Raw genomic sequence first — 22,162 nt, 5'->3', positions numbered from 1 at the left:
CCATGGCAACATTAGATTTAAAACAGATCCGTAAAACCTATCGCAACGCGGACAACGAAACGTTAAAGGGCATCGACATCAGTATCGATTCGGGGGAATTTTTGATACTTGTCGGCCCTTCGGGGTGTGGGAAATCCACCCTAATGAACACCATTGCTGGGCTCGAGAATATTAGCTCGGGTGAGATAGTGATTGATGGAGTAGACGTGGCTCAGGTTGAACCGAAAGATCGCGATATCGCGATGGTATTCCAGTCCTACGCGCTTTATCCAAACATGACGGTACGCGGCAATATCGCTTTCGGTTTGAAGATTCGCAAGATGCCTCAGGACGAGATCGATGCTGAAGTAAATCGAGTGGCAGAAATGCTGCAAATTGAACAGTTGCTGGATCGTAAGCCATCGCAGCTTTCTGGTGGTCAGCGTCAACGTGTCGCGATGGGACGCGCTCTAGCTCGTCGTCCTAAGCTGTATCTGTTTGATGAGCCGCTTTCGAACTTGGATGCCAAGTTACGTGTTGAGATGCGTCATCAGATTAAACGTCTGCACCAGAAGTTGAACACCACGATTGTTTATGTAACCCATGATCAAATCGAGGCAATGACACTGGCGGATCGCATCGCAGTAATGAAAGATGGTGAACTACAGCAGCTCGGCACACCGCAAGAGATCTACACCAAACCCAACAATATGTTTGTGGCTGGCTTTATGGGGTCACCGTCGATGAACTTCATTAAAACCATGGTGGACTTGGATGAGGAACAGAATCCGATTATTAAAGTGGTTGGTACCGCAGATCAAGAACACCATATTCGTTTGCCACAAAGTATGCGTGACCAAGACGGCAAAGAGTTGGTGATTGGGTTGCGTCCAGAACACATTACCGAACAGGAAGGTGATGATGTTTCTGCCTCCACAAAGCTAGACTTACAGCTGGAGGTATTGGAACCGACAGGGCCAGATACTATCGCTATGGTCAAAGTGAATGACCAAGAAGTCGCGTGTCGTTTATCGCCGGAATTTGAGGTGTCGGTTGGGCAAATGGCACCACTGCATTTTGACCTATCCAAAGCTGTATTCTTTGATGCTCAGACGGAAGCGAGAATCGATTTCTAAGTGTTACTAGCAAGTTAGTTTCACCAAACACCTCATCGTTTGATGGGGTGTTTTTGTATTAAGACAGGTTAATTGTCACATTAATGATAAAAAACTCAGTAGAGTCTATGCTTGATGGGAGATTAATTTTTATAAAAAGGATGTCTGCAATGAGAGTCCAATTACTTGCAGGAGCAATGTCACTTGCTCTTCTTTCTTCTCCTGTATCTGCTGTTGTTAATCATGATTTGAGAGACAGTTATATTGTCGTTTTAAAACAGAGTGTATCGGAATCACGGGCGAATGATATCGCGCGCGAAGTTGCCAATGGGCGTGGTGTAGTTGGTCATCAATATAGCCATGCCTTGAAAGGGTTTTCTGTTAAGGTCCCAGAGCAAGCTCTCAAAGGTCTTAAAAATAGGTTCCCCGAGATTGATTACATTGAACCTGATATCATCATGCATGCTTTACCGCGAGGAGGTAAACCTAATCGAGGCGGAGGTGGAGATAGTGTTGAGCGAGCTGTTCAGCAGGTTCCTTGGGGTGTAACCAGAGTCAACGGTGGTACTGTTGATATGAGTAATTCCTCATCTGTTGCGTGGGTTATAGACTCGGGTATTGACAGCAATCACCCAGATTTAAATGTAAACAAATCTCGAGGGGCAAACTTTACTCGCGGTAAGAAAAACAATACTAGCGATGGTAATGGTCACGGCACGCATGTAGCAGGAACGATAGGAGCTTACGACGATGGCTTTGATGTCATCGGTGTTGCGCCCGGTGTGGAAGTGATACCTGTTCGAGTCCTAGATAATAGTGGCAGTGGTTCAATGTCGGGAGTTATTGCCGGTGTTGAACATGTGGCGATTAATGGTAGCGCGGGTGATTGTGCCAACATGAGCTTGGGTGGTTCAGGGTATTCGGCCGCATTGGAAACTGCTATTCAAGCTGCCGCCGCACAGGGGATCTTTTTCTCTATCGCTGCGGGTAATTCTGGGTTAGATGCGAATGGTTTTACACCAGCGAGTACGAATGGCACAAATATCTTTACGATCTCTGCATTTGAAGAGAACAATGATAATTTCGCTTACTTTTCCAATTATGGCTCTGATGTAGATTACGCTCAACCTGGAGTCGATGTGTTATCGACCAAAACGGGCGGAGGAACGGTTTCTTACAATGGTACCTCAATGGCGGCTCCTCACTTTTGTGGAGTACTGTTAGCCACCGGAGGCTCATTCTCTTTGGATGGGGATGTGAATAATGATCCCGACGGATCTCCTGACCCTATTGCAGTGAGTAATTAACTTGTTTGATAGTTTAAGTAGGTATAAAAATGCCGTTGTAGGCAATAAAAAGCGACCTGATGGGTCGTTTTTTATTGTGAATAATCATCGAGTAGACAGTTAATTATCGTCAAAGCTGATATTTAGTGTGATGTGGCTATATAAAGCTGACGTAGAAACGCGTAGGATCGAGTCAACTTTAGACCAAATACTAGGTTGCACTTTGGTGCATAAACAGAAGAATACATGAAACTAACAGCAAAACCCTCAGCTAGTAACGCTTTACTTATTTCTATTACGACACCGGACTTCAAAGGTGACGAAGCAAAAGAGTCTCTTGCCGAACTTGCTCGCTTAGTAACAACCCTAGGGTTTAAAGTGGTTGGTACACAATCGCAGCACCACAGTTCAGCTCAACGACAAAACGTGTTGGGTGCTGGTAAGCTTGCGGAAATTGCTCATCTAACCGGTTACCAAGGTTCGATTGAAGAAGCAGAAGATGAAGACTTCCTTGATGAATCAGGTCTATTTGATTCAGAAATCGACGAGCTAGATTTTGATGATCTTCCAACGGGCAATTTCCAATACGGCGCTGCTGATGTTGTGGTCTTTGACTGTGATTTAAGCCCATCTCAACTGCGCACTGTTGAGGCGAGTTTGGGTGTAGAAGTATTTGACCGTACTGGTATCATCATCGAAATCTTCAGCCGTCACGCTCGTACTCGTACTGCTCGTCTGCAAGTTGATATCGCTCGTCTAAACTACTTAGTGCCACGACTTCGTGAAACAGCTGAGGGTGATAAAGAGCGTCAAATGGGTCAGGGCGCCGGTGAAACTTCACTAGAGCTAGACCGTCGTAACGTACGTGACCAAATTGCTGCGCTTAAGCGTGAGCTAGTAAGCGTACAAGATGAAATGAAGACCCGACGCACAAGGCGCGCGGAGCTTTTCACTGTTGCTTTAGTTGGCTACACCAATGCTGGTAAATCTTCGATGATGCGTGCAATGACCGCAACCGAAGTGGTGGGTGAAGATAAACTGTTCGCAACGCTAGACACCACGGTTCGTGCGCTTCAGCCAATCACTCAACCGCGTATTCTTGTTTCAGATACCGTTGGTTTCATCAAGAAATTGCCACACGATCTGGTTGCATCATTCCACTCAACGCTAGCAGAAGCGCATGATGCTTCATTGCTGCTTTATGTCGTTGATGCTTCTGACGTTTCATTCCGCGCACAACTTGATGTGGTACACGACGTATTGGCACAAGTGGGCGTTGAAGGCAGCGAAAAACTATTAGTGCTGAATAAGTGCGATAGATTGACTGAAGAGCAGCAATTAGAGCTGATCGAAGAATTCCCAGATGCGATGCTAACGTCAACTCGTGATCCTCTGGATATCACCAAACTGCACAAGTACATCGTTGGTGTTGCTGAAGAAGGCATGATCGAAGAAGAGATCACGATTCCTTATTCTGGCCAAGGCATCATCGGTGAGATTCGCTCAAACATGAGTGTGGTAAAAGAAGAATACGATTACGAGTGTATTAAGTTGACCGTTCGCTCTAGTGAAATTGACTTAGCTCGACTGAAAAAGCGTATGCAGAAATCTTGATCGTCTATCTAGTTTAGATAAGAACATCCAAAGAAAAAGCGACCTTAGTGGTCGCTTTTTTTATTCGTTGAGCTTAATTAACGCTACATTGAAATGCCTATGCCATTCTTTGCGTTGGCTTCCAACGTGCTAGCTCTGGATCAAGCTTGATACCTTGTGAGGTCAGCAAGTTAACACGAGCCAAGTACGCCGCACCGTGCATCAAATGCTTAGCAAGGTCGACCGCATTACGCTGTTGGTAATCGTCTAGGTAGCTGTCTTTCGCCCATGCGTTGAATGCGCCAAGTGCCGGGCCTGCCCATACTTGGTAATCCATCTCACGACCTTGTTCGCCCGTGTTTGACCAACGGCTCGAAAGCCCCAAGTACCAACGGAAGATCAACGCCATTTTGCGTTTTGGATTGCCTTCAGCACGTTCGATCTGTTTAGGGTCGCGCTCGTTAAAGTGCGCCACAGTACCAGCCCAAATATCATCCAGAGTTGAACGGAATACCTGCTTCTCTAGCTTTTGACGCTCTTCAACTGGAATCGCTTCAATCGAGTCGTAACGTGTGTAGATCTCGTACAGCTTGTTTGCACGCATTGGGAACAAGGTGCCACGTTTAACCACTTGCAGCTTCACGCCCATTTCGAACATGTCTGCTGCCGGAGCCATAGTCACGTCAGCCATTTCGGTTGTCGAAAGTAGCTTACGTGTGTGCTCGCTCGCGCCAGCCTCAACACACGCTTGGTTGATAGAACCGGTAACAATGTATGCCGCACCCATGTTAAACGTTGCTAGAGCAGCGTCAGGCGTACCTACGCCACCACCACAACCGACACGTAGCGGTGTTTTGAATTGGTACTGAGCTTGGATTTGCTCTTTCAGGGCAAGAATCGTTGGTAGTAGAGTTACTAGCGGACGATTATCGGTGTGACCACCAGAATCGGCTTCTGCAGTAATGTCATCCGCCATAGGAACCAGCTGTGCTAGCTCCATCTGTTCTGCTGTGATTCGGCCTTCATCAACCAAAGCTTGCAGCATTTTCACAGGAGCAGGCTGCATGAACTTACTAGCGACTTCAGTACGGCTTACCTTAGCAATAACCTTGTTGCCAATCTGAATCTCACCTTGTGCATCGCGGCTAAGGCCAGCGGCACGGTAGTGAACGATTTGCGGTGTTAAACCTAAGAATGCTGAAGCCTCAACCGTTTTCACTTTGTGCTTCAAAAACAGCTCAACACTACCGCGCTCTAGCGCGGGTTCACTTGGGCTGTGAATCAAGTTAAACGCGTAAGGACCGTTTGGCAGTGCAGCTTGAATGCGGTTGATAGCTTGCTCAACGCGAGACGGGATTAAGCCCGCCGCGCCAAATGAACAAAGAATGCCTGCCTGGCCAAGCGCAATCACCAACTCTTCAGATGAAATGCCATTTGCCATTGCGCCAGCATAATAAGCGTATTTCACGCCGTGGCAGCGGCGAAAATCTTCGTCGCCTAGGCTTTGTGTACCAAGAGCGGGAGCGAATGCGCTAACAGGTTGGCTGTTCGCAGAGCTTGCTGAATCGCTTGATGCAATCTCAGCTTGTTGGCTTACGCCTAGGCCTTTTTCTGGGTGGTTCACTACGTAACAAGCAAGGCTTAAATCTTTCAAGATTGTCGACATTGCTGCGTTATCGAAACGCGTTGTGTTCTCTTCGATCTGCCAAGGCCACGGAGATAGCTTTTCGTTATTGATTGTAGTTTGAGTTGTCATAGTTATTTCTTTCCTAGTTCCGTGTCAGGCTTATGCTTCTTCGATACAAATCGCGATGTCTTTCACTTCGTAAATACGCAGACCATCTTTGCTCAGGTTTGCGTCGCCAACGATGATGCGTTTTCCGTCTTCGTCTTTAATGGCAGTGATGTGTACATCCAGAGACATCTGTTTGTTCAGAGGGTTAATCTGACCACGGTATTTCCATTTCACTTCCGATTGGATTTGACCAAACTTCGGATTGCGGAAGCCAGCGCCAAGGTCTTTGTTTAGCGCGTAGGTTTGCATCAGTTCGATGATCGCTTCGACACCTAGAGAACCTGGCATTACCGGATCTTGATGGAAGTGGAACTGGAAGAACCAATCGCTTGGGTCAATTGTACGCTCAGCGTATAGGTAACCAAGGCCATCTTTACCACCATCGCTGGTGATCTGTACCGTATCGATAAAGTTCAAACGACCGCCAGCCAATTGGTAGTGCTCTTGCACTTCACCAGTAGCAGAAACAGGTGCATTGAAGTAACGCGTTGTTTTATCTAGCAGGTTGATGTTTACATCCGGCGTGCGGTTGTTATCAACGTGCCAAGGGTGAGTCACTTTACCGTTGTCCAAACCAAGTTGATCTTTCAGTGCTGCGCCTTTGAAGTAACCAAATACCGCCGTACCTTGGTAGAAAGGCACGCCGTCAGTACTCAGTTCGAAGCTGAAGCTCTGTACGATGTTAGTGCCCATCATTACCGTTGAAAGCAGACGAGAATCGTTGGTAATCGTTTTGCCACGCAAGTCGACGTTACGCAGCATTTTGCCGCTGCCATCTAGGTTGCGGAAAAACAGTTCTTCACCTGGGAAGCCGAGCGTGGTGCCCATGTAGCCAGAGATGAAGCCGTTTGGCTGCAGTGAAATCTCCATCAATACCGAATAAGGCATCAAGGTGTGGTGGCTGTTTTCATCAAAGTACCATGCATTTTCTGGCACTTCGTATTCTGCGATACACGATGAAGGCTTCTTGAAGTCGCCACGCTTGCCATCAATCTCTACGACACGAGTGGTTAGCTGTAGATCGCCACACGGAGTACGTGGTGGAATCATCCCACGATAGATTGAGAAGTCAGGGCCGAAACATTTCTCGATATCGCCAGTCGCGAATTCGAACATGTGGTAAGGCGTGAACGGAACCGTATCGGGTGTGCGATTTGGGTAATCTGGCGTCACCGGAGCTTCAACGTGTTGAAGTGGAATCACACCTTTGTTTGGTGCCGTTTCTAGGTCTTCAATTTGAGCCATAAGTGGCGCATTTGCTGAAGCTTGTTGGTTCACTGCTGGCGTATGGCCCAAGTTTTCGATAACAGGAGTCGCGATAGCTGTTTCTAAAGAAGGTAGGTAACGAGTACATTCGTCGTCTTCTTTGATCATCACACCCAAGTTTTGGAAATCAACAATCACTTTGCCGTTGAGCAAAATATCGATGTTGGCTTTCGCGTATGGACGAGGGCTTAGACCAATCTCGGTCACTTCCATGCGGTAAGTCAGTTCTGCCGATTGTGGTAGAACTTGACCACGACAGCGTACTTGTTGAGGGGCATTTTCAAGCGGTTGGAAACGACCATTTTGAACAAGCGTGTGCATGCCAAGGTGCATCATGAAGAATTGAAGCAGTTGACCACAACCTTCTGCCATCAAAGAGCCAGCCATTACTGAATCATCTTTGAAGTGACAAGGGAAGTACCAGTGCTCAGGCTCTAGCTGCTTGTGACCTTCAATCAGACCAAGTCCCCATGTGCCGCCTTGCGGTTCAACACGGCTAACCTTTTCGATCATCATGAACTTCTCTGAGCTGAAGCACAAAGAAGGCTGGTGGCGATTGGATTGGTGAGTTGGACCAAAACACTCTGCAATGTTTGCAGTCAGTAGGTGGCGCAGTTCTTGGTGGTTAAACTGGGTTTTAGGACAATGCAACATAGGGTCGAAGCGTTGCTTAGTTGCCAGCTTACGAGCCTTGATTTCATCTTCAGTGTGAATCACACCTTTGCCATCGGCTAGCTCTTCATCAGTAAAGAAGCCTGCACAACCGTTATCCATTTTCAGGATCATCTTGTCGCCAACGAAACATTCGTACGAGAAGAAGAACAGCAGCGTGTCGCCATTGCGAGCAAAGCTGTTGATTGAGATGTCGTAACGCAGCGTATCGCCACCACGAGGCAAGTCGCCAAGGAAGGTCAGCGTACAATCAAGCAGGCGGTAAACACGCTCGCCTTTGTTTTCAAAGTCGATACCTAAGTAGCTGATCAGCATTAGGTCACACTGACCAGATTCTACCGCTACAGCCCAAGGGATTTGACCATCAACAAGATACGGTGCATCAACTGGGATGTCGTACTCTGTGGTCATGGTGCTTGGCTTGTACTCGTTCACGGTCGCGTTAAGCTTGGTTACACGAGATACCAATAGGTAGTCTGTGGTTGGTAGGCGAACGCGGCGCGAGTAGCTATCGATGATCGCGTAGTCAGGGCCAAATACATTGGCGATGTCGCCTTCAGCGTATTCAACCAAATCATCGTAATCCCAGATACATGGTTTACGGATAGGTTTTACTGGTGCTGGCGTCGCAAGTGCGTTTACTGGCGCTGACTGAACCTGATCTGGTTGAGTCTGAACTGGTGTTTCGGCTGAGCTATCTAAACCAGACGTAATTGCGTTTAGCTGTGCTTTCAATAGTGCATCAGCCATTTGCATACCTTGGGCACGAGTGTGCAGGAATGCTTTGTGTACCTGTTGCGCCGCTTGCTGATTTTGAGCAAAAGCTTGGTTGTGTGGTGTTACAGACGGCTGTGATGCTGCATCCGTATTAGCGTCGATTTGAGACGCGCCATTTTTAGCGGATAGGACATGAGTCATATTGCTGTGGTTACCTGTTAGCTGACTGTGGCGTGTTGGCGCCAGAGTAGGGGATACTGATGTAGGAGTTTCGATGACTGGCTCTACCGCGTTCTGCGCTAATGCATTCTTCTCTAACTCTTTTTGCGCAAGGGCTGCTTGAATGCTTGCTGTCGTTGGAACCGACGCCACTCTTGCTGCTTGTTTACCAGAAGCTTTCTGTTGAATCGTAGCCAAGTTAGTCACTGGGGTTTGGGAAATATGTTGATAGATATCGCGACCGCCAAGAGTCACTTGCTTAACCAATTGGCGCTTAGCATCGCTTGCCAGCTCATTGCTTAAACGAACGGAAAGTGACTGAGATTCAACACTCGACTGGCTTAGTAGCAGCTGTGAACATTGTCCTTCGCTGATGTTGGCAACAATCGCGTTCTTAGAACTGACATTCGGATTCAGAGACTCAAGGTTCAGGTTGAGCAGGCCGTGTAGCAGGCTTGCCATACCAGAGGCTGCAGAGCAATGACCAACACGCTGACTCGCTTGAGTCGTCTTTGTGTTCGCGAAACTTAGAGATGAAGACTGATGTAATGACGATTCAGGTGCATGGTTAAGCTCAAGCAGAGAAACATCGTTTGAGCTCATACCGACTTGAGTCAGTAACTCATCAGCAACGGCATTGTTACGCTCGCTTGAACCAAAGGCCAATGCGTTGATACTGCCGTAAGTCGTATCTTGGTTGCGTGCTACTTGACTATCTTCAACAAGAACAATTGCACCTGCGCCTTCGCCCACATTCCAACTTCCGTCTTGCGGTTGTCCGAACTTTGGAGAAAGTGACACTGGGCTCACGCTGTTCTTCAGAATCACATGTTCTGCACTGCCGCTTAGGTCAACGGCTGCAATCACGACGGCGTCCATGGATTCTTGCGACATCAGGTTTTGTGCGACATCGATACAACGCGCAACTGACTGTTCAGCAGCTGAAATCGTAAAGGCAGGGCCGTTAAAGTCCCACAATGATGAGATACGCGAAGCCATGATGTTGCCGATGAAACTGGTGTATTGGTTCAGCTTAGCTGCGTCCATCACACTGTCCATCGCGATGGTTTCTAGCGATTGGTATTCATCTTGTGTTAGCTCAATACCCATGTTGGCAAAGCTGTCAGCCAATTGGCTATGCAGGTTTACGCGTCCACGGAATTGGTGCATCTCAAGCTCTGTTTCCATCGCAACGAGTACTGCAACCTTTTGGCCTGCTACAAGCTTGGCATCTTTGATCGCTTCGTCTGCAACTTTCATCAGTAGCAACTGCTGAGAGATCAAACGGTCATCTTCATTCGGCGGCACTTTAAAGCGTAGGAAATCGAGATCGAATTGATCGATGTACGCTCCGTTTGGAATGCCGTGTAAACCAAATTGATTCAGTAGTTCTGGATGTTGGTCTAAGCCTTTCCAGCGTTTCTTAGGCAAAGCAATGAAAGCATCGTTGTTGGTCTCAATCGCAGTGCTTAGCGCATTGATGCTTTGCAGAGAACCGAAGTGAGACGCTAGACCAGTAATGGTTAAATTAGACGGTAGTAGGCTTGGAGATGCCGACTCTAGAGTCTGGTTGACATGACTGGTGTCTGAATACGCTTCAAGCAGTAAGTGAGCGTTACAACCACCGAAACCAAATACAGAAACACCTGCGCAGCGCTCTGAATTGCCCGCTTTACTTGGCCAAGGTTGAACCTGTGTTGGTAGCGTCTGTGAGCCAAATAAACCTTCAGGCGACGATAGTGGCTTGTCCAAATTAATACTTGGCGGAAGCACGCCTTCTTTCATCGCAAAGATCATCTTCATGATCCCCGGCATACCCGCCGCAGTCAGTAAGTGACCGAGGTTGGACTTCGCAGAGCCAATCAATGGCGGGTTAGAACCATTCAATTTGTCAGCAAAGAAACGCTCCATTGAGGTTAACTCAACCTTGTCACCTAATGGCGTGCCGGTTGCGTGACACTCAATCACTTCAATGCTGTCTGGTGATAGGTTTGAAGCCTCGTAAGCGCGTTCAAAGGCTTGTACTTGTCCTTTGCTATTTGGGCTTAATACGAACTGGCCACGGCCATCGTTCGACAAGCCAATACCGCTGACGACTGCGTAGATATTGTCGCCATCACGCTCTGCATCAGCCAAACGTTTTAGGACTAAAACACCGGCACCTTCGCCAGCAAACAGACCTTTACTGTTGCTATCAAACGGAACCGACACACCGTGGTCTGGGTAAGCGTGAAAGATTGAGAAACCCATGTTGATAAAGAATGGGTCAGCACCGGATACCGCGCCCGCTAACATCATGTCGGCTTTGCCCGTGTTCAAGTAATCACACGCTAACTTCAATGAATACACTGAACTAGCACATGCTGCATCTAGGCTAAGTTGCACGTTGCCTAAACCCAAGGCATCAGCCACTAACTTAGAGGCGTTATGTGCTGCAGCACCATTGATCGGGTTGAGGTTTTGCGCGGTTTCATTGGTTGGTAGCAGTGAAAACTGGTCATTAGCCAATTTATCTTTGAGTGCTTTCTCGACCACCGAGTGATACATCGGCAGGAACAAGTCGTTTGAACGTGTGGTTGGGAACGAAAGGGCACCCATGATCACGCCTGTACGCTCTAAAACATCGGCATTCAGATCAATGCCGGCATCGATTAACGCCTTACGACTGGTATCCAAAGCCCATAGGAAACTTTGGTCAACACCGTTGAATGATTCTGCTGTTAAGCGGTAGCCATTGCTGTCGAAATTGAAGTTTTCGATGTAGCCGCCTTTATCACAATAAAAGCGGTCCGACTCACCTTGCACACCCTGATAGCTTTCAGGTTTAGCACCTAACTTTTCAGCGCTTAATGTGGTTCGAGAGTCTTTTTTATTCAGCAAGTTTTGCCAAAAGTCTTTTGGCGTATCGGCTTCAGGGTATTGGTTAGCAATACCGACAATCGCGATCTTATTGCACTTCACTTGCTGCTTATTCTTAGATTGAGTTTGAGCCTGATACTGGTTCGATTGAGAACTCATACTAGCTCTCCTTGATGATTCACTGCACTGCCTTGAGACACACCACTTAATTGCTTAGCGGCGGTGATCTGTTGTTCTAGCCCTTGGATAAGGGGCTCGACAGACAGTGGAATTTGATGAGTAATGAGCTGACCAATGCACTTGATGAGCGTGACAACATCGTCACCGCCTTTTGCATTGGAAGCGATTGTGTAGTACTGGTCGGCTACGTTGTCACTACGATTGATCTTGTCGATCAATGTGCTGGTTTGACGATCGGCACCTACTTCAACAAACAGACGAGCACCTTGTTGACGAGCACTCTGGATCAACGCGGTGAAATCCAGCGTTGAACAGAAAGTATCGGCAATCGAAAGGGCGATGCTATCGCTGTCTATATTGATTGGTGCGCCAGTCGGTAGACCTGCTGCGCTGATAAAGCGGATATGCTTTGGCAATTCGTCGAATAGTGGTTGCGTGTAAAATTCACGCACTTGGCTATGTTGGCTCAATGCAGGTGTAGTGTGCATTGCGGTAACACGATTCGCGGCAATGCCTCGTTTACCTAGTTTCTTGAGCAATGCACGACATGTGCTTTCACAACCTGCCAGTACGCAAGTGTCACCTTGGATGATTGCGAGATAAGCGCGTGGGAATTCTGGTAACAGAGCCTCAATCGCTTGTGCATCACTGCGAACCACAAAGCTATTCCATTGGATGCTTTCGTCGCCGTTCAACTGCCAATCTTGACGTACTGCGGTGAGTTCGCCAGAAATAGCCGTGGTGAAGATAGGACTGGTTTGAGTCATCTCAATCAGCGCATGCGGGTTTTTCCAAACATTTAAGCTGGCCCACATGGAAGCTTCACCCTTGGAGTAACCCAAGGCGAAGTCTGGCTGCACTTTGAATTCATCACATAGCAGTTGTGTTAACAGATAACTACTGCCTACACCGGCAATTGCCAATTCACTAAGCGACATTTCTTGCGCGTCTTCAGCATAGGTTTTCTCTGCCTGAAGCATCTCTTTCAAGTTACCTTCACGTTCTAAACGAGCAAATAACTGTGGGAAATGGTGGTGAAAATCGCGCAACATACCGGGATAAACCGTGCCAACACCAGGGTAAACAAATGCAACGCCACCTTTGCTTTGAGGCTTTGGTGAGAAACAACTGCCTGCTGGAGTCTTGTATTGGCTATTGTCGGCCATTACTTTTGGCAACGCATTTTCTAGCGCTGTGAGCTCTTGTAGCGCAGCATCAATTGAAGCTGCCTGAATCACGATATTCGCGCCAAGGTCAACATTGTGTTGAACACTTTGGAAATGACTTAGGTTTGAATGCATCAAGCTGGCGATAGCAAGTTCGCTGTCCGCCAAATCGCTAATGTATTTAAGCTCATCTCTTAATGAGGCTAGCTGAGAAACCAATTCAGCTTGGTCATTGCCAGAAACCACAAACATCAAACGCTCGCTGGATAGCAATGGCTTTGGTTCGTGCAAACCGGTCGCTTGAGTCAATATCAGGCTGGTAGATTGTTGGCTATCGTCATTGAAGGTCAATGAAGCAACACGAGCTTTGTTCGGCTCAGTGAACCAATAATGGCTCGGTAATGAACGGCTCGATATCGCATTAACCATATTCAACAATTCATTAAACTGCTGCGAAGCAGATAGGGCTGAGTATTGCTGTTGATGGCTTAAATCTGCAGCGGGGCGGCGTGCAATATTCAGAGAAAGCTGAACGCTATCTTCGGTAGCGGCATCTACAAAACTCGCTAGATAAGCGTGTGGGTGAATCTTATTCTTAGCAGCGGTCAGTGCACTCAACATCACCAATGATGGAGAGTGATGATCCAAACAGAGCTTAACAGCACTACCTTGATGGACTGCCTCAATTGCTTGAGTAAGTGCTTGATTAAAATTGCCATCAACCACAACAGAAACCATTTCAGGGAATGAAGATAATAAGTCGGCAGAAAGCTCAGTTGCGTTTGCTGGCTGAGCTAAAAGAGCGATGCGCAATGGCATCGCTTTATTAGTAGGAACAGTCACTATGACAATTGCTCCTTCTCTAGGTTCTTATTAGCCTCTTTCTTCGATACTGCTGAGCTAGACTTCGGCAAAAATGCGTCGTTTAAGCTCTTGCTGATGGTGACTTTGGCACCTTTCATTACCGTGCTTAAACGACCATCTTGGTGGTAAAGCGAGATATCAGCTTGCAGTGAACGAGCCGTGCTTTTTATCACGCTCAGTTCTAGCCGACCTTGGTCACCATTGTGCATCGGTGCGTAACAAACAAACTCACCGATTGCAGACGGTAGGCTTGCCGCGCCGTATTTCAATCGAGCCCATACCAACATGGCTTGCAACAGATAATCTTCAGCAAATGGTTGGCTATCACCAAAACCTTGCTTGGGAATAAATGATCCGCAGTCGCTGTTTTCAATCTGAGGCAACTGGCATTGAGCCAATAAGCCTAAGTCGTCAAAACGTTCAACTGAGGTAATACCTTGCAGTCTTGGTCCATGAAACAGAGTGCCGTCACTGTATAGAGCTTGTGCCGTTGTTACAGGTGCTGAAGTGTTGGCTTTAAAGCGCTTTGTCGACGCTTGTTGAACATCTTCAGACACTTGCACAGAGGCAACTTGCAACTGAGCTTGATACTGTGGTCGTTCTTGGCAACTGATCACTGCTTTTAGCTGACCTTTTGATTTAGCATCAGAGGAAAGAACCAGTTTCAGCTCTTGCACTTCATCAGTATCAAAAATCACACCTTTCAGCAGTTTGTAGTTGTGAACGCTAACGTTCACCCCTAACAGTTGCTCAGCGACTTCACGCATCCATTGGATGGCACACACTGTCGGTAACACTGGGTTACCGGCAATGCAGTGATCTTGAATGAAAGGCAATGCCTTTGGATCAAGATGACGTGTCACAGTAATGCTTGTATTCAGCGGACTCTCTGCAAGATGCACAGACTCCGCATTAAGCTTTTTTACAGCAGCTTCCTTGTTGTCAGAACCTTGCATGCTCGTACCAACCAGCAATTGAATGCCAGTTTCGTTCAGTAGTTGAGAACTAAATAGCTCCGCACCTGCCTGAAGAGGAATCACGTAAACACCGCGCTCTGTGAACATACGTTTCAGTGCTGCGTTCACCATGCCACCGTCCCATGGTCCCCAGTTGAAGCTCATCACTTTCGCTTGAGGGTTACGCGCAGACAATTGCAGAGCCGCTTTGTTTAGGATCTCGTTAGACATCGAGTAGTCACTTTGGCCTGTGTTTCCGTAGAAACCCGCCGCCGAAGAGAACATCGCAATCAGTTTTAGCTTGCTGCTATCAAAACCACCAAGAACTGCTTCTAGTCCGCCCACTTTCGTGCCGTAAACCATGTTCAGTTCATCAAGCGTTTTATCTTGAATATGTTTGTCAGCCAGTACGCCTGCACCGTGGATAAGACCCGTGATGCCGTCGAAATTGGCCAGTGTTTTCGCTACTGACTCATGGTTCGATACATCTAGGCTTAGGTATTCAGCGCTTGCGCCAATCTCGTTGAAAGCAGTAAGTGCTGCGTTGATTTCAAGGCTGCTCAATACCGGTTTTAGCAAGGCATCTACTTTCTTCGGTGTTGGTTTGTCACCGGTTGCTTGTAGGTGAGCGATAGCCGCTGGTTTTAGATCTTTCTCTTGCTTGCCTTGTGCCCACTGAGGTAGCTCAGCTGAAGTAATATGCTTACTACGACCTGCAAGAATGAAGTGAGACTTACATTGCTTAGCAAGTGTTAGTGCACATTCAAACGTCACGCCTTTAGCACCACCCGTCACCAGAACTTTGTCGCTCTTGGTGAGTTGAGCGCCTGTGTTCTTCGTTTGTGCAGCACCTGGTGTTGCAGCAATCAATGTTGAACGACCAGATTCACCGTTTTCCGTATGGCTAAGGCCGATTTCAACCGTGTTGGTATCGATATCGAACAGTTCGCCTGTGATTGCTTCAGCAAGATGACGAGCATCAATCGAAGCGTCAGCATCCAATGCGCGGCAGAACACGTTTGACCATTCATGGCTCAGTGTCTTAGTGAGACCAGATAGAGCCGCTTGGTTAAGCTCTGCATTCGCTAGTTGCTTAGTATCTAGGTAACCAAAGCCACCATCGATACGGCTTAGTGTGAAGAACACGCTACGACCAGAAACTGCATTCAGTTGGCCATTTAGGTGCTTGGCGAATAAGAACGCTGTCGTCAATGAAGTTCTTGAGTCTGCATTCAAGTTAACCGCTCGCTCGTTGCTTTGTTTTGCATCAACGATAGCTTGTAGGTGAATGAAGCCAGAAATCACTTTGTTCGACGTTTTAAGGTCTGCTTCGATGTCGTTAATAACCGAAGTCACACCAGCATCGTCAATGCTGTCGAGTGTGTAGCTTGCGATTTCACTGTTTAAAGGTGACGCGGCAGAAAGAGCACTACGCACTACAGCAACTTGGATGCCGTTAGCGGTCAACTTTTCTGCTAGAACACCAGCGTTGTGACCATCATCTGTGATCACGACACAAGCGTCTTTTGAGAAACAATCGACGAGTTTATCTGCCGCTGGTAGCTTTTTTAGCGCTACCTCATTGTGTGGAGGAAGTTCCGCTGTCGCTGTTTCTGCGATAGGCGTTACTGATTCAACTTTTGGAGTCGCTACGGGTGCAGCAGCGGATAGCTTGCTTTGCATGTAGGTAACGATTTCACCAAGCGTACGACACTCAGCTAGGTCTTCAGGGTTTAGCTCTGGCAGCGTTGGTAGTTGGTCTTGAACTGTACCTAGAATTTCAACGCGTTTGATAGAGTCGATACCAAGGTCTGCTTCCATGTCCATCGCTAGGTCGAGCATTTCTGCTGGGTAACCTGTTTTGTCGGCAACTACTTCCATCATGGTTGATTGAACATGAGCAGGGTTTAGGTCGTTGCTCGTGCTTTCTACAACTGAATCTGAAACAGGTGCTGCGTTAGGAGCTTCATTAGCGCCTAGCTTGCTGTTCATGTAAGCAACGATTTCACCCAGAGTACGACACTCAGCTAGGTCTTCAGGGTTCAGCTCTGGCAGCGTTGGTAGCTGGTCTTGAACTGTACCAAGGATCTCAACACGTTTGATTGAGTCGATGCCAAGGTCTGCTTCCATGTCCATTGCTAGGTCGAGCATTTCTGTTGGGTAGCCTGTTTTATCAGCCACTACGCTCAGCATTGTGCTTTGAACTTGTTCTGCGTTTAAACCGTTTGATACTGCTTGTACTGGTGCAGATGCTTGAGCCGCTACTGGAGCAGAAGCCGGAAGCTTACTGTTCATGTAGTCGACTATCTCGCCTAGAGTACGACACTCAGCGAGGTCTTCAGGGTTCAGTTCTGGAAGAGTCGGTAGCTCGTCTTGAACTGTACCTAGAATTTCAACACGCTTGATTGAGTCGATACCAAGGTCAGCTTCCATGTCCATTGCTAGGTCTAGCATTTCAGTCGGGTAGCCCGTCTTCTCTGCGACTACTTCTAACATGGTTTTTTGAACGACAGCCGCATCTAGTCCGTTGTTAGATGCTGCTGGCGCCACTACTTCCGTTTGTGCTGCAACTGGTGCAGAAGTCGGAAGTTTACTGTTCATGTAGTCAACGATTTCGCCAAGAGTACGACACTCAGCTAAGTCTTCAGGGTTTAGTTCTGGAAGGGTAGGCAGTTCATCTTGAACCGTACCAAGAATCTCAACACGCTTGATTGAATCGATGCCAAGGTCTGCTTCCATATCCATTTCTAGATCAAGCATTTCCGTTGGGTAACCTGTCTTCTCAGCAACCACTTCTAGCATGGTTTGTTGAACGACTTTTGCATCAAGACCGTTAGCTGCTTGAACAGGAGCGGTTGCGCTTGGCTGTGCTGCAACAGGCGCAGTTGCAGGCATCTTGCTGTTCATGTAAGTAACGATTTCGCCAAGAGTACGACACTCAGCTAAATCTTCAGGGTTCAGCTCAGGTAGGTTTGGCATTTCGTCTTGAACGGTACCAAGGATCTCTACGCGCTTGATTGAGTCGATACCAAGGTCTGCTTCCATGTCCATTTCTAGATCAAGCATTTCCGTTGGGTAACCCGTTTTCTCAGCGACCACTTCTAGCATCACTTTTTCAGCATCGGCTGATTGTACTGCTACTGGTGCAGCGACAGGAGCCGGCTGCGCTTTAACTGGCACAGGCTGAGCTGCAACAGGTGCTGCTGCTTGAGCCACTACTTGTGGTGCAGGAACGACTTTCTGTACTGGAGCTTGTTGAGCTGCTGTCTTTTGAAGCGGTGCAGCTTGAACTGGCGCCGCTTGTACAGGAGCAGTTTGTACTTGAGCCACAGGCTGTTGGACGATAGCTGCTGGAGTCGCTGGAGCCTGAATCGCTGGTTGAGCATTTGCTGGCGCAACGAAGGTTGGTTGTGCCGTTTGTACTGAACCTTGCGTCAGCATATTAAGTGCTGAGTTGTTGCTGTGTGCTTGCATTTCTAGGTAATGAGCGTGAGCTTTTAGCGTTTCAGCTTGGTGCTGGTGGAACATCTCCATAGAACGTTGCAGGTTCTCAGGAATTGCTACGCCTGCTGTTGCCATTTTCGCTTGCTCAGACATTAGGGTGTTGAACGTGTCACCGTATTGTTGAGGAATCGCAAGGAACTGCTGATGTACTTCTGCTGCTTGTTGTTGAGCATTGAAGAACGATTGCAGTGAAGATTCATCAACCGTTACTGAAGCTGTTGGCTGAATAGTCGCTGGTGCAGGTTGTGCTACTTGAGGCTGCTGAGTTGCTGTTGCTACTTGTGCACTTGGTGCTGGAGCAGCTGACTGTTGTACATTTGAAGCTTGAGGAGCAGCAACAGGTACTTCAATGATTTCTGTTTTAATCACTTCTTTTTCCACGATTTTCTCGACTTCAACTTTCACTTCAACAATCTCAGTCTTTTCGGTGACGTTGCCCGAAGCCAATGATTGATCCATTTTCTTACGAGTAGCTGGGCTGATGTAGTTGGTTGCATTCAGCTTGATGTTCATTGGTGATGCCTTTGCAGGTTCAGCAATGTCAGCTTGGTAAGGGTCAATGTTGTCTAATGAAACACCTGCCACACACAGTTGAACCGCAGCTAAGCGAAGCTGTTGGTCACTGTCACCTTTAGGGCTTGGGTTGATGCTGATTGCGTAAAGCTCTTCGTTCTTATCAGCCAATGTTTTTTCAACCAGCTTTTGAAGAATGTTTTTAGGACCGAACTCAACGAATACGCGCGCACCTGCTTCATACATCGCTTCAATTTGCTCACTGAAACGAACCGATTGCAGCATATGTTGCTTGAACGCTTTCTTGATCGCTTTAGCGTCTTTGCTGTGTAGTTTGCCCGTTGCGTTTGAGTAAAGCGGCAGCGTTGGAGCGCTGAATGAAGCTTTATCAATTGCAGCAGCAAATGGTTTTTGAGCGTGAGCAACAAGCGGTGTGTGGAAAGCACCAGACACTGGCAGAGCAATTGCTTTGAAGCCTTGCTCAGTTAGCGCTTGAGCTGCCTGCTGAACGGTTGCTGTTGGACCAGCAATAACCAGTTGAGTCGGAGCGTTGTAGTTGGCAATGCTCACACCTTCGAATTGGCTGATGCAGCTTTCAACGGCTGGAAGCTTGTCTGCGTCTAGGATGACCGCAAACATAGTACCGCTGTCGCCTTGTTCAGGTGTCGCAGCCATCGCATCGCCACGAGCGAAAGCTAACTGGTAGTAATCGTCTTGCGAGATAACACCCGATGCACATAGTGCGCTTAGTTCACCAAAGCTATGACCTGCGACCATGTCGGCCTTGAAGCCAGCTTGAGTCATGATGTCGAACTGACCCATAGACACAGTACCAATTGCACTTTGCGCATTGGCCGTGTTGGTTAACACCGCTTCTTGAGCTTTGGTTGCTTCTGGTGTGAAAGTTGGAATTGGGAACAGAATTTGGGACAGAGCCGTCTTCTTGTGCTGACCAAATACTTGATCCGCTTGAGCAAGCTGTTGGCGCATCTCTGGGTAATGACAAGCAAGCTCGCGACCCATGTTTAGGTATTGTGAACCTTGACCCGCAAACAGAGCTGCTACTTTACCAGTGCCGTTTTCAGCAATCAGTGCTGACTCACGGTAGCTAGTACCGTTTGGCATCTGCCAATGTGTTTTGGTTTGGCTCTCAAGCATAGAAACCGCTTGAGTCAGTTGCGCTTGAAGGTCTGCTTGGTCAGTGACAACTAAACCAAGACGAGCCTGCTTAGCGTCAACTTCGCGTAGAGCGTGTTGCTCAGCAAGCGCTTCTAATTTGAACGCAGCATCGGTAACTTGAGTTGAAACCTGCTTGAGCTCATTGATCAGTGCTTGACGAGATTCCGCGCTGAATAACAGAGTTTGCGGCACTTGGCGCTGACGGTACTTGTCACCGCGAGCGTGCTCTGGCGTGTACTCTTCCAATACAACGTGGAAGTTAGTGCCACCAAAACCAAATGAGCTGATACCTGCACGGCGTGGTGTGCCGTCGACACGTTTCATCCAAGGGCGCGTTTGTGTGTTTAGGTAGAACGGTGAGTTCTCGATATCCAGTTTAGGATTCGGAGCCGATACGTTGATCGTTGGCGGCAGAACTTTGTGGTGCAGTGCCAACGCAGCTTTGATTAAACCTGCAGTACCCGCAGTTGATTTGGTGTGACCAATCTGAGATTTCACAGAGCCTAACGCAATGTGTTGCTTCTCTTCATTGTTCTCGCTGAATACTGAGTTTAGGCCACCAAATTCAGCCACATCGCCTGCTGCAGTACCTGTACCGTGCGCTTCTAAAAGGCCAAGCGTGTGCGGTGCGAAACCAGCATCGTCGTAAGCACGTTTAAGTGCTTTTGCTTGTCCTTCAGGGCGAGGCGCGTAAATACTCTTGAACTTACCATCCGAAGATGAACCGACACCTTTAATCACTGAGTAGATTCTGTCGCCGTCGCGTTCAGCATCTTCAAGACGCTTCAGAGCAACCATGCCGATGCCTTCACCAATCATCATGCCTTTTGAATCGATGTCGAAAGGTTGAATGGTTTCATTGGTGGTAAATGCAGGTGTTTTAGAGAAGCTCATGTACATGGTTGGTGAGTTATCAGTACACACACCACCTGTGATCATCATTTCACTGCGGCCTTCAACTAGCTCGCTCAGTGCCATGCGCATTGCGGCTAGAGAACCAGCACACGCAGCGTCTACCACACAGTTAATGCCACCAAGGTCAAAGCGGTTAGCGATACGACCTGAAATTACGTTACCCAATGAACCAGGGAATGAGTTTTCTTCCCAGTGGATGTATTGGTCTTGGAATTTTTTGATCAGCATTTCGCTGTCTTCGTCGTTGATGCCACTGCTCTTGAAGACTTTTTTCAAAACAGGGTATTGAAGACGAGCATTCAAGCTTTGAGCGATCTTCTGACCACCACCCACACCGAGCGTGATACCGATCTTATCGCGATCGTAACCTTCGGGAAGTTTCGCATCTTCAAGTACTTCTTTTGCCACGATCAGAGAAAGCAGCTGTGACGTATCCGTCAGCTCTAGGATATTTGGCGGAAGACCGAATTCCATAGGGTTGAAGTCAACCTCTGGGATGAAACCGCCGCGCTTGCAGTAAGACTTGTCTGGCGTAGTACGATCTGAGTCGTAGTAATCTTCTGGGCGCCAGTGCGTATCAGGCACTTCGGTAATTGCATCGATCTTTTCGCTGATCAAATCCCAGAATTTGTTTAGGTAGCGAGAGTTCGCAAACATGCTTGCCATACCAACGATAGCAATTGGCATGTCTTTAAGGCGTTTATTAAGTCGAGTGTCGTCGACTGATTCCGGTGTATTTTTTTCGGGTTGGCTCATTATGAGTCTCCACTAGAAATCACATACAGTGAGGTCGTATTTTGAGGCTGCGCTTTTAAATAAATCGAAAATAAATCTGAGACAGATTTGGGCAAACGCAGCTGAAGAGTAAGGCTACCGAAAGTCGGCCACCTGACTGAAATAGGGAGTGCGAAGTACTGTGACTTGCAGGGCTTGATTACGCAGGAGTTAGCTACGCAGGGATTAGTTACGTTTTTCATGCGAGAAGAGGGCATTCGAATCTGAGGTTAATGTCCATTTAAATCCTGTCTCAAGTACTGCTTTATACAAAGCAGGTATCCGCAATAAAAACGTGTGAATTTGTTTAATGGTTGAGCAGGCTACCCGAGGTGAGTTTCCGTTACAATGCTCCCAGAGGTCACTACGATCTGTTCAGACCAGATGATTTTATATTTCTTGTGTTTTTTGTGTTTTTAATCGGATTAACTTATTGATAAATAATGTATATAAGTGGTTTTTTAGTGTTTATACTCTATTTTTTAGTTGGGTGGGATCTGCGTCATATTTTTGTAAGTAACATTTAATAGGTGTCTGTTCTTTAAGGCTCGATGTGATTTATGTTTTAATTTGTTATTATTCGAAAAGTTAGTTTTAAGTCCGTATATGA

Annotated in this window: 7 protein-coding genes; 3 read left to right on the top strand and 4 right to left on the bottom strand. The window is 47.4% G+C overall.

The annotated features are described in order from the left end of the window. The first annotated feature begins 2 nt into the window (after positions 1-2). The 3 genes from OCV20_RS12140 to hflX all read left to right on the top strand — a co-directional run bounded on the left by OCV20_RS12140 (position 3) and on the right by hflX (position 3,994). Positions 3-1,115: an ABC transporter ATP-binding protein gene (locus OCV20_RS12140; protein WP_017056923.1), complete on the top strand. Its 1,113-nt coding sequence runs from the start codon at positions 3-5 to the stop codon at positions 1,113-1,115. Between the two features lie 140 nt (positions 1,116-1,255). Further along, a complete protein-coding gene (locus OCV20_RS12135) occupies positions 1,256-2,401 on the top strand; it encodes a S8 family serine peptidase (RefSeq protein WP_086774318.1) in 1,146 nt (381 codons plus the stop codon). Between the two features lie 225 nt (positions 2,402-2,626). Then, complete coding sequence (hflX, locus tag OCV20_RS12130; RefSeq protein WP_017056924.1) at positions 2,627-3,994, top strand: GTPase HflX; 1,368 nt, start codon at positions 2,627-2,629, stop codon at positions 3,992-3,994. A gap of 97 nt (positions 3,995-4,091) precedes the next feature. Here the strand turns inward: hflX and pfaD are convergent, their stop codons facing one another. The 4 genes from pfaD to OCV20_RS12110 are packed head-to-tail and all read right to left on the bottom strand — an operon-like array spanning position 4,092 to position 21,534. Further along, positions 4,092-5,729 (bottom strand): eicosapentaenoate synthase subunit PfaD, encoded by a 1,638-nt coding sequence (gene pfaD / locus OCV20_RS12125; protein WP_086774317.1) that lies wholly within the window; start codon positions 5,727-5,729, stop codon positions 4,092-4,094. A gap of 30 nt (positions 5,730-5,759) precedes the next feature. Beyond that, positions 5,760-11,660 carry a hotdog fold thioesterase gene (locus OCV20_RS12120; protein ID WP_086774316.1) on the bottom strand — a complete coding sequence of 1,967 codons (5,901 nt, stop codon included), beginning with the start codon at positions 11,658-11,660 and terminating at the stop codon, positions 5,760-5,762. Further along, positions 11,657-13,690: a PfaB family protein gene (locus OCV20_RS12115; protein ID WP_086774315.1), complete on the bottom strand. Its 2,034-nt coding sequence runs from the start codon at positions 13,688-13,690 to the stop codon at positions 11,657-11,659. The genes OCV20_RS12120 and OCV20_RS12115 overlap by 4 nt, the downstream gene beginning before the upstream one ends. Continuing rightward, a complete protein-coding gene (locus OCV20_RS12110) occupies positions 13,690-21,534 on the bottom strand; it encodes a type I polyketide synthase (RefSeq protein WP_086774314.1) in 7,845 nt (2,614 codons plus the stop codon). Before OCV20_RS12110 ends, OCV20_RS12115 begins: the two co-directional genes overlap by 1 nt. Positions 21,535-22,162: the final 628 nt, after the last annotated feature.

It is taken from the genome of Vibrio coralliirubri, assembly GCF_024347375.1.
GTDB lineage: Bacteria > Pseudomonadota > Gammaproteobacteria > Enterobacterales > Vibrionaceae > Vibrio > Vibrio coralliirubri.
This window is presented reverse-complemented; position numbering and strand designations above follow the sequence as displayed.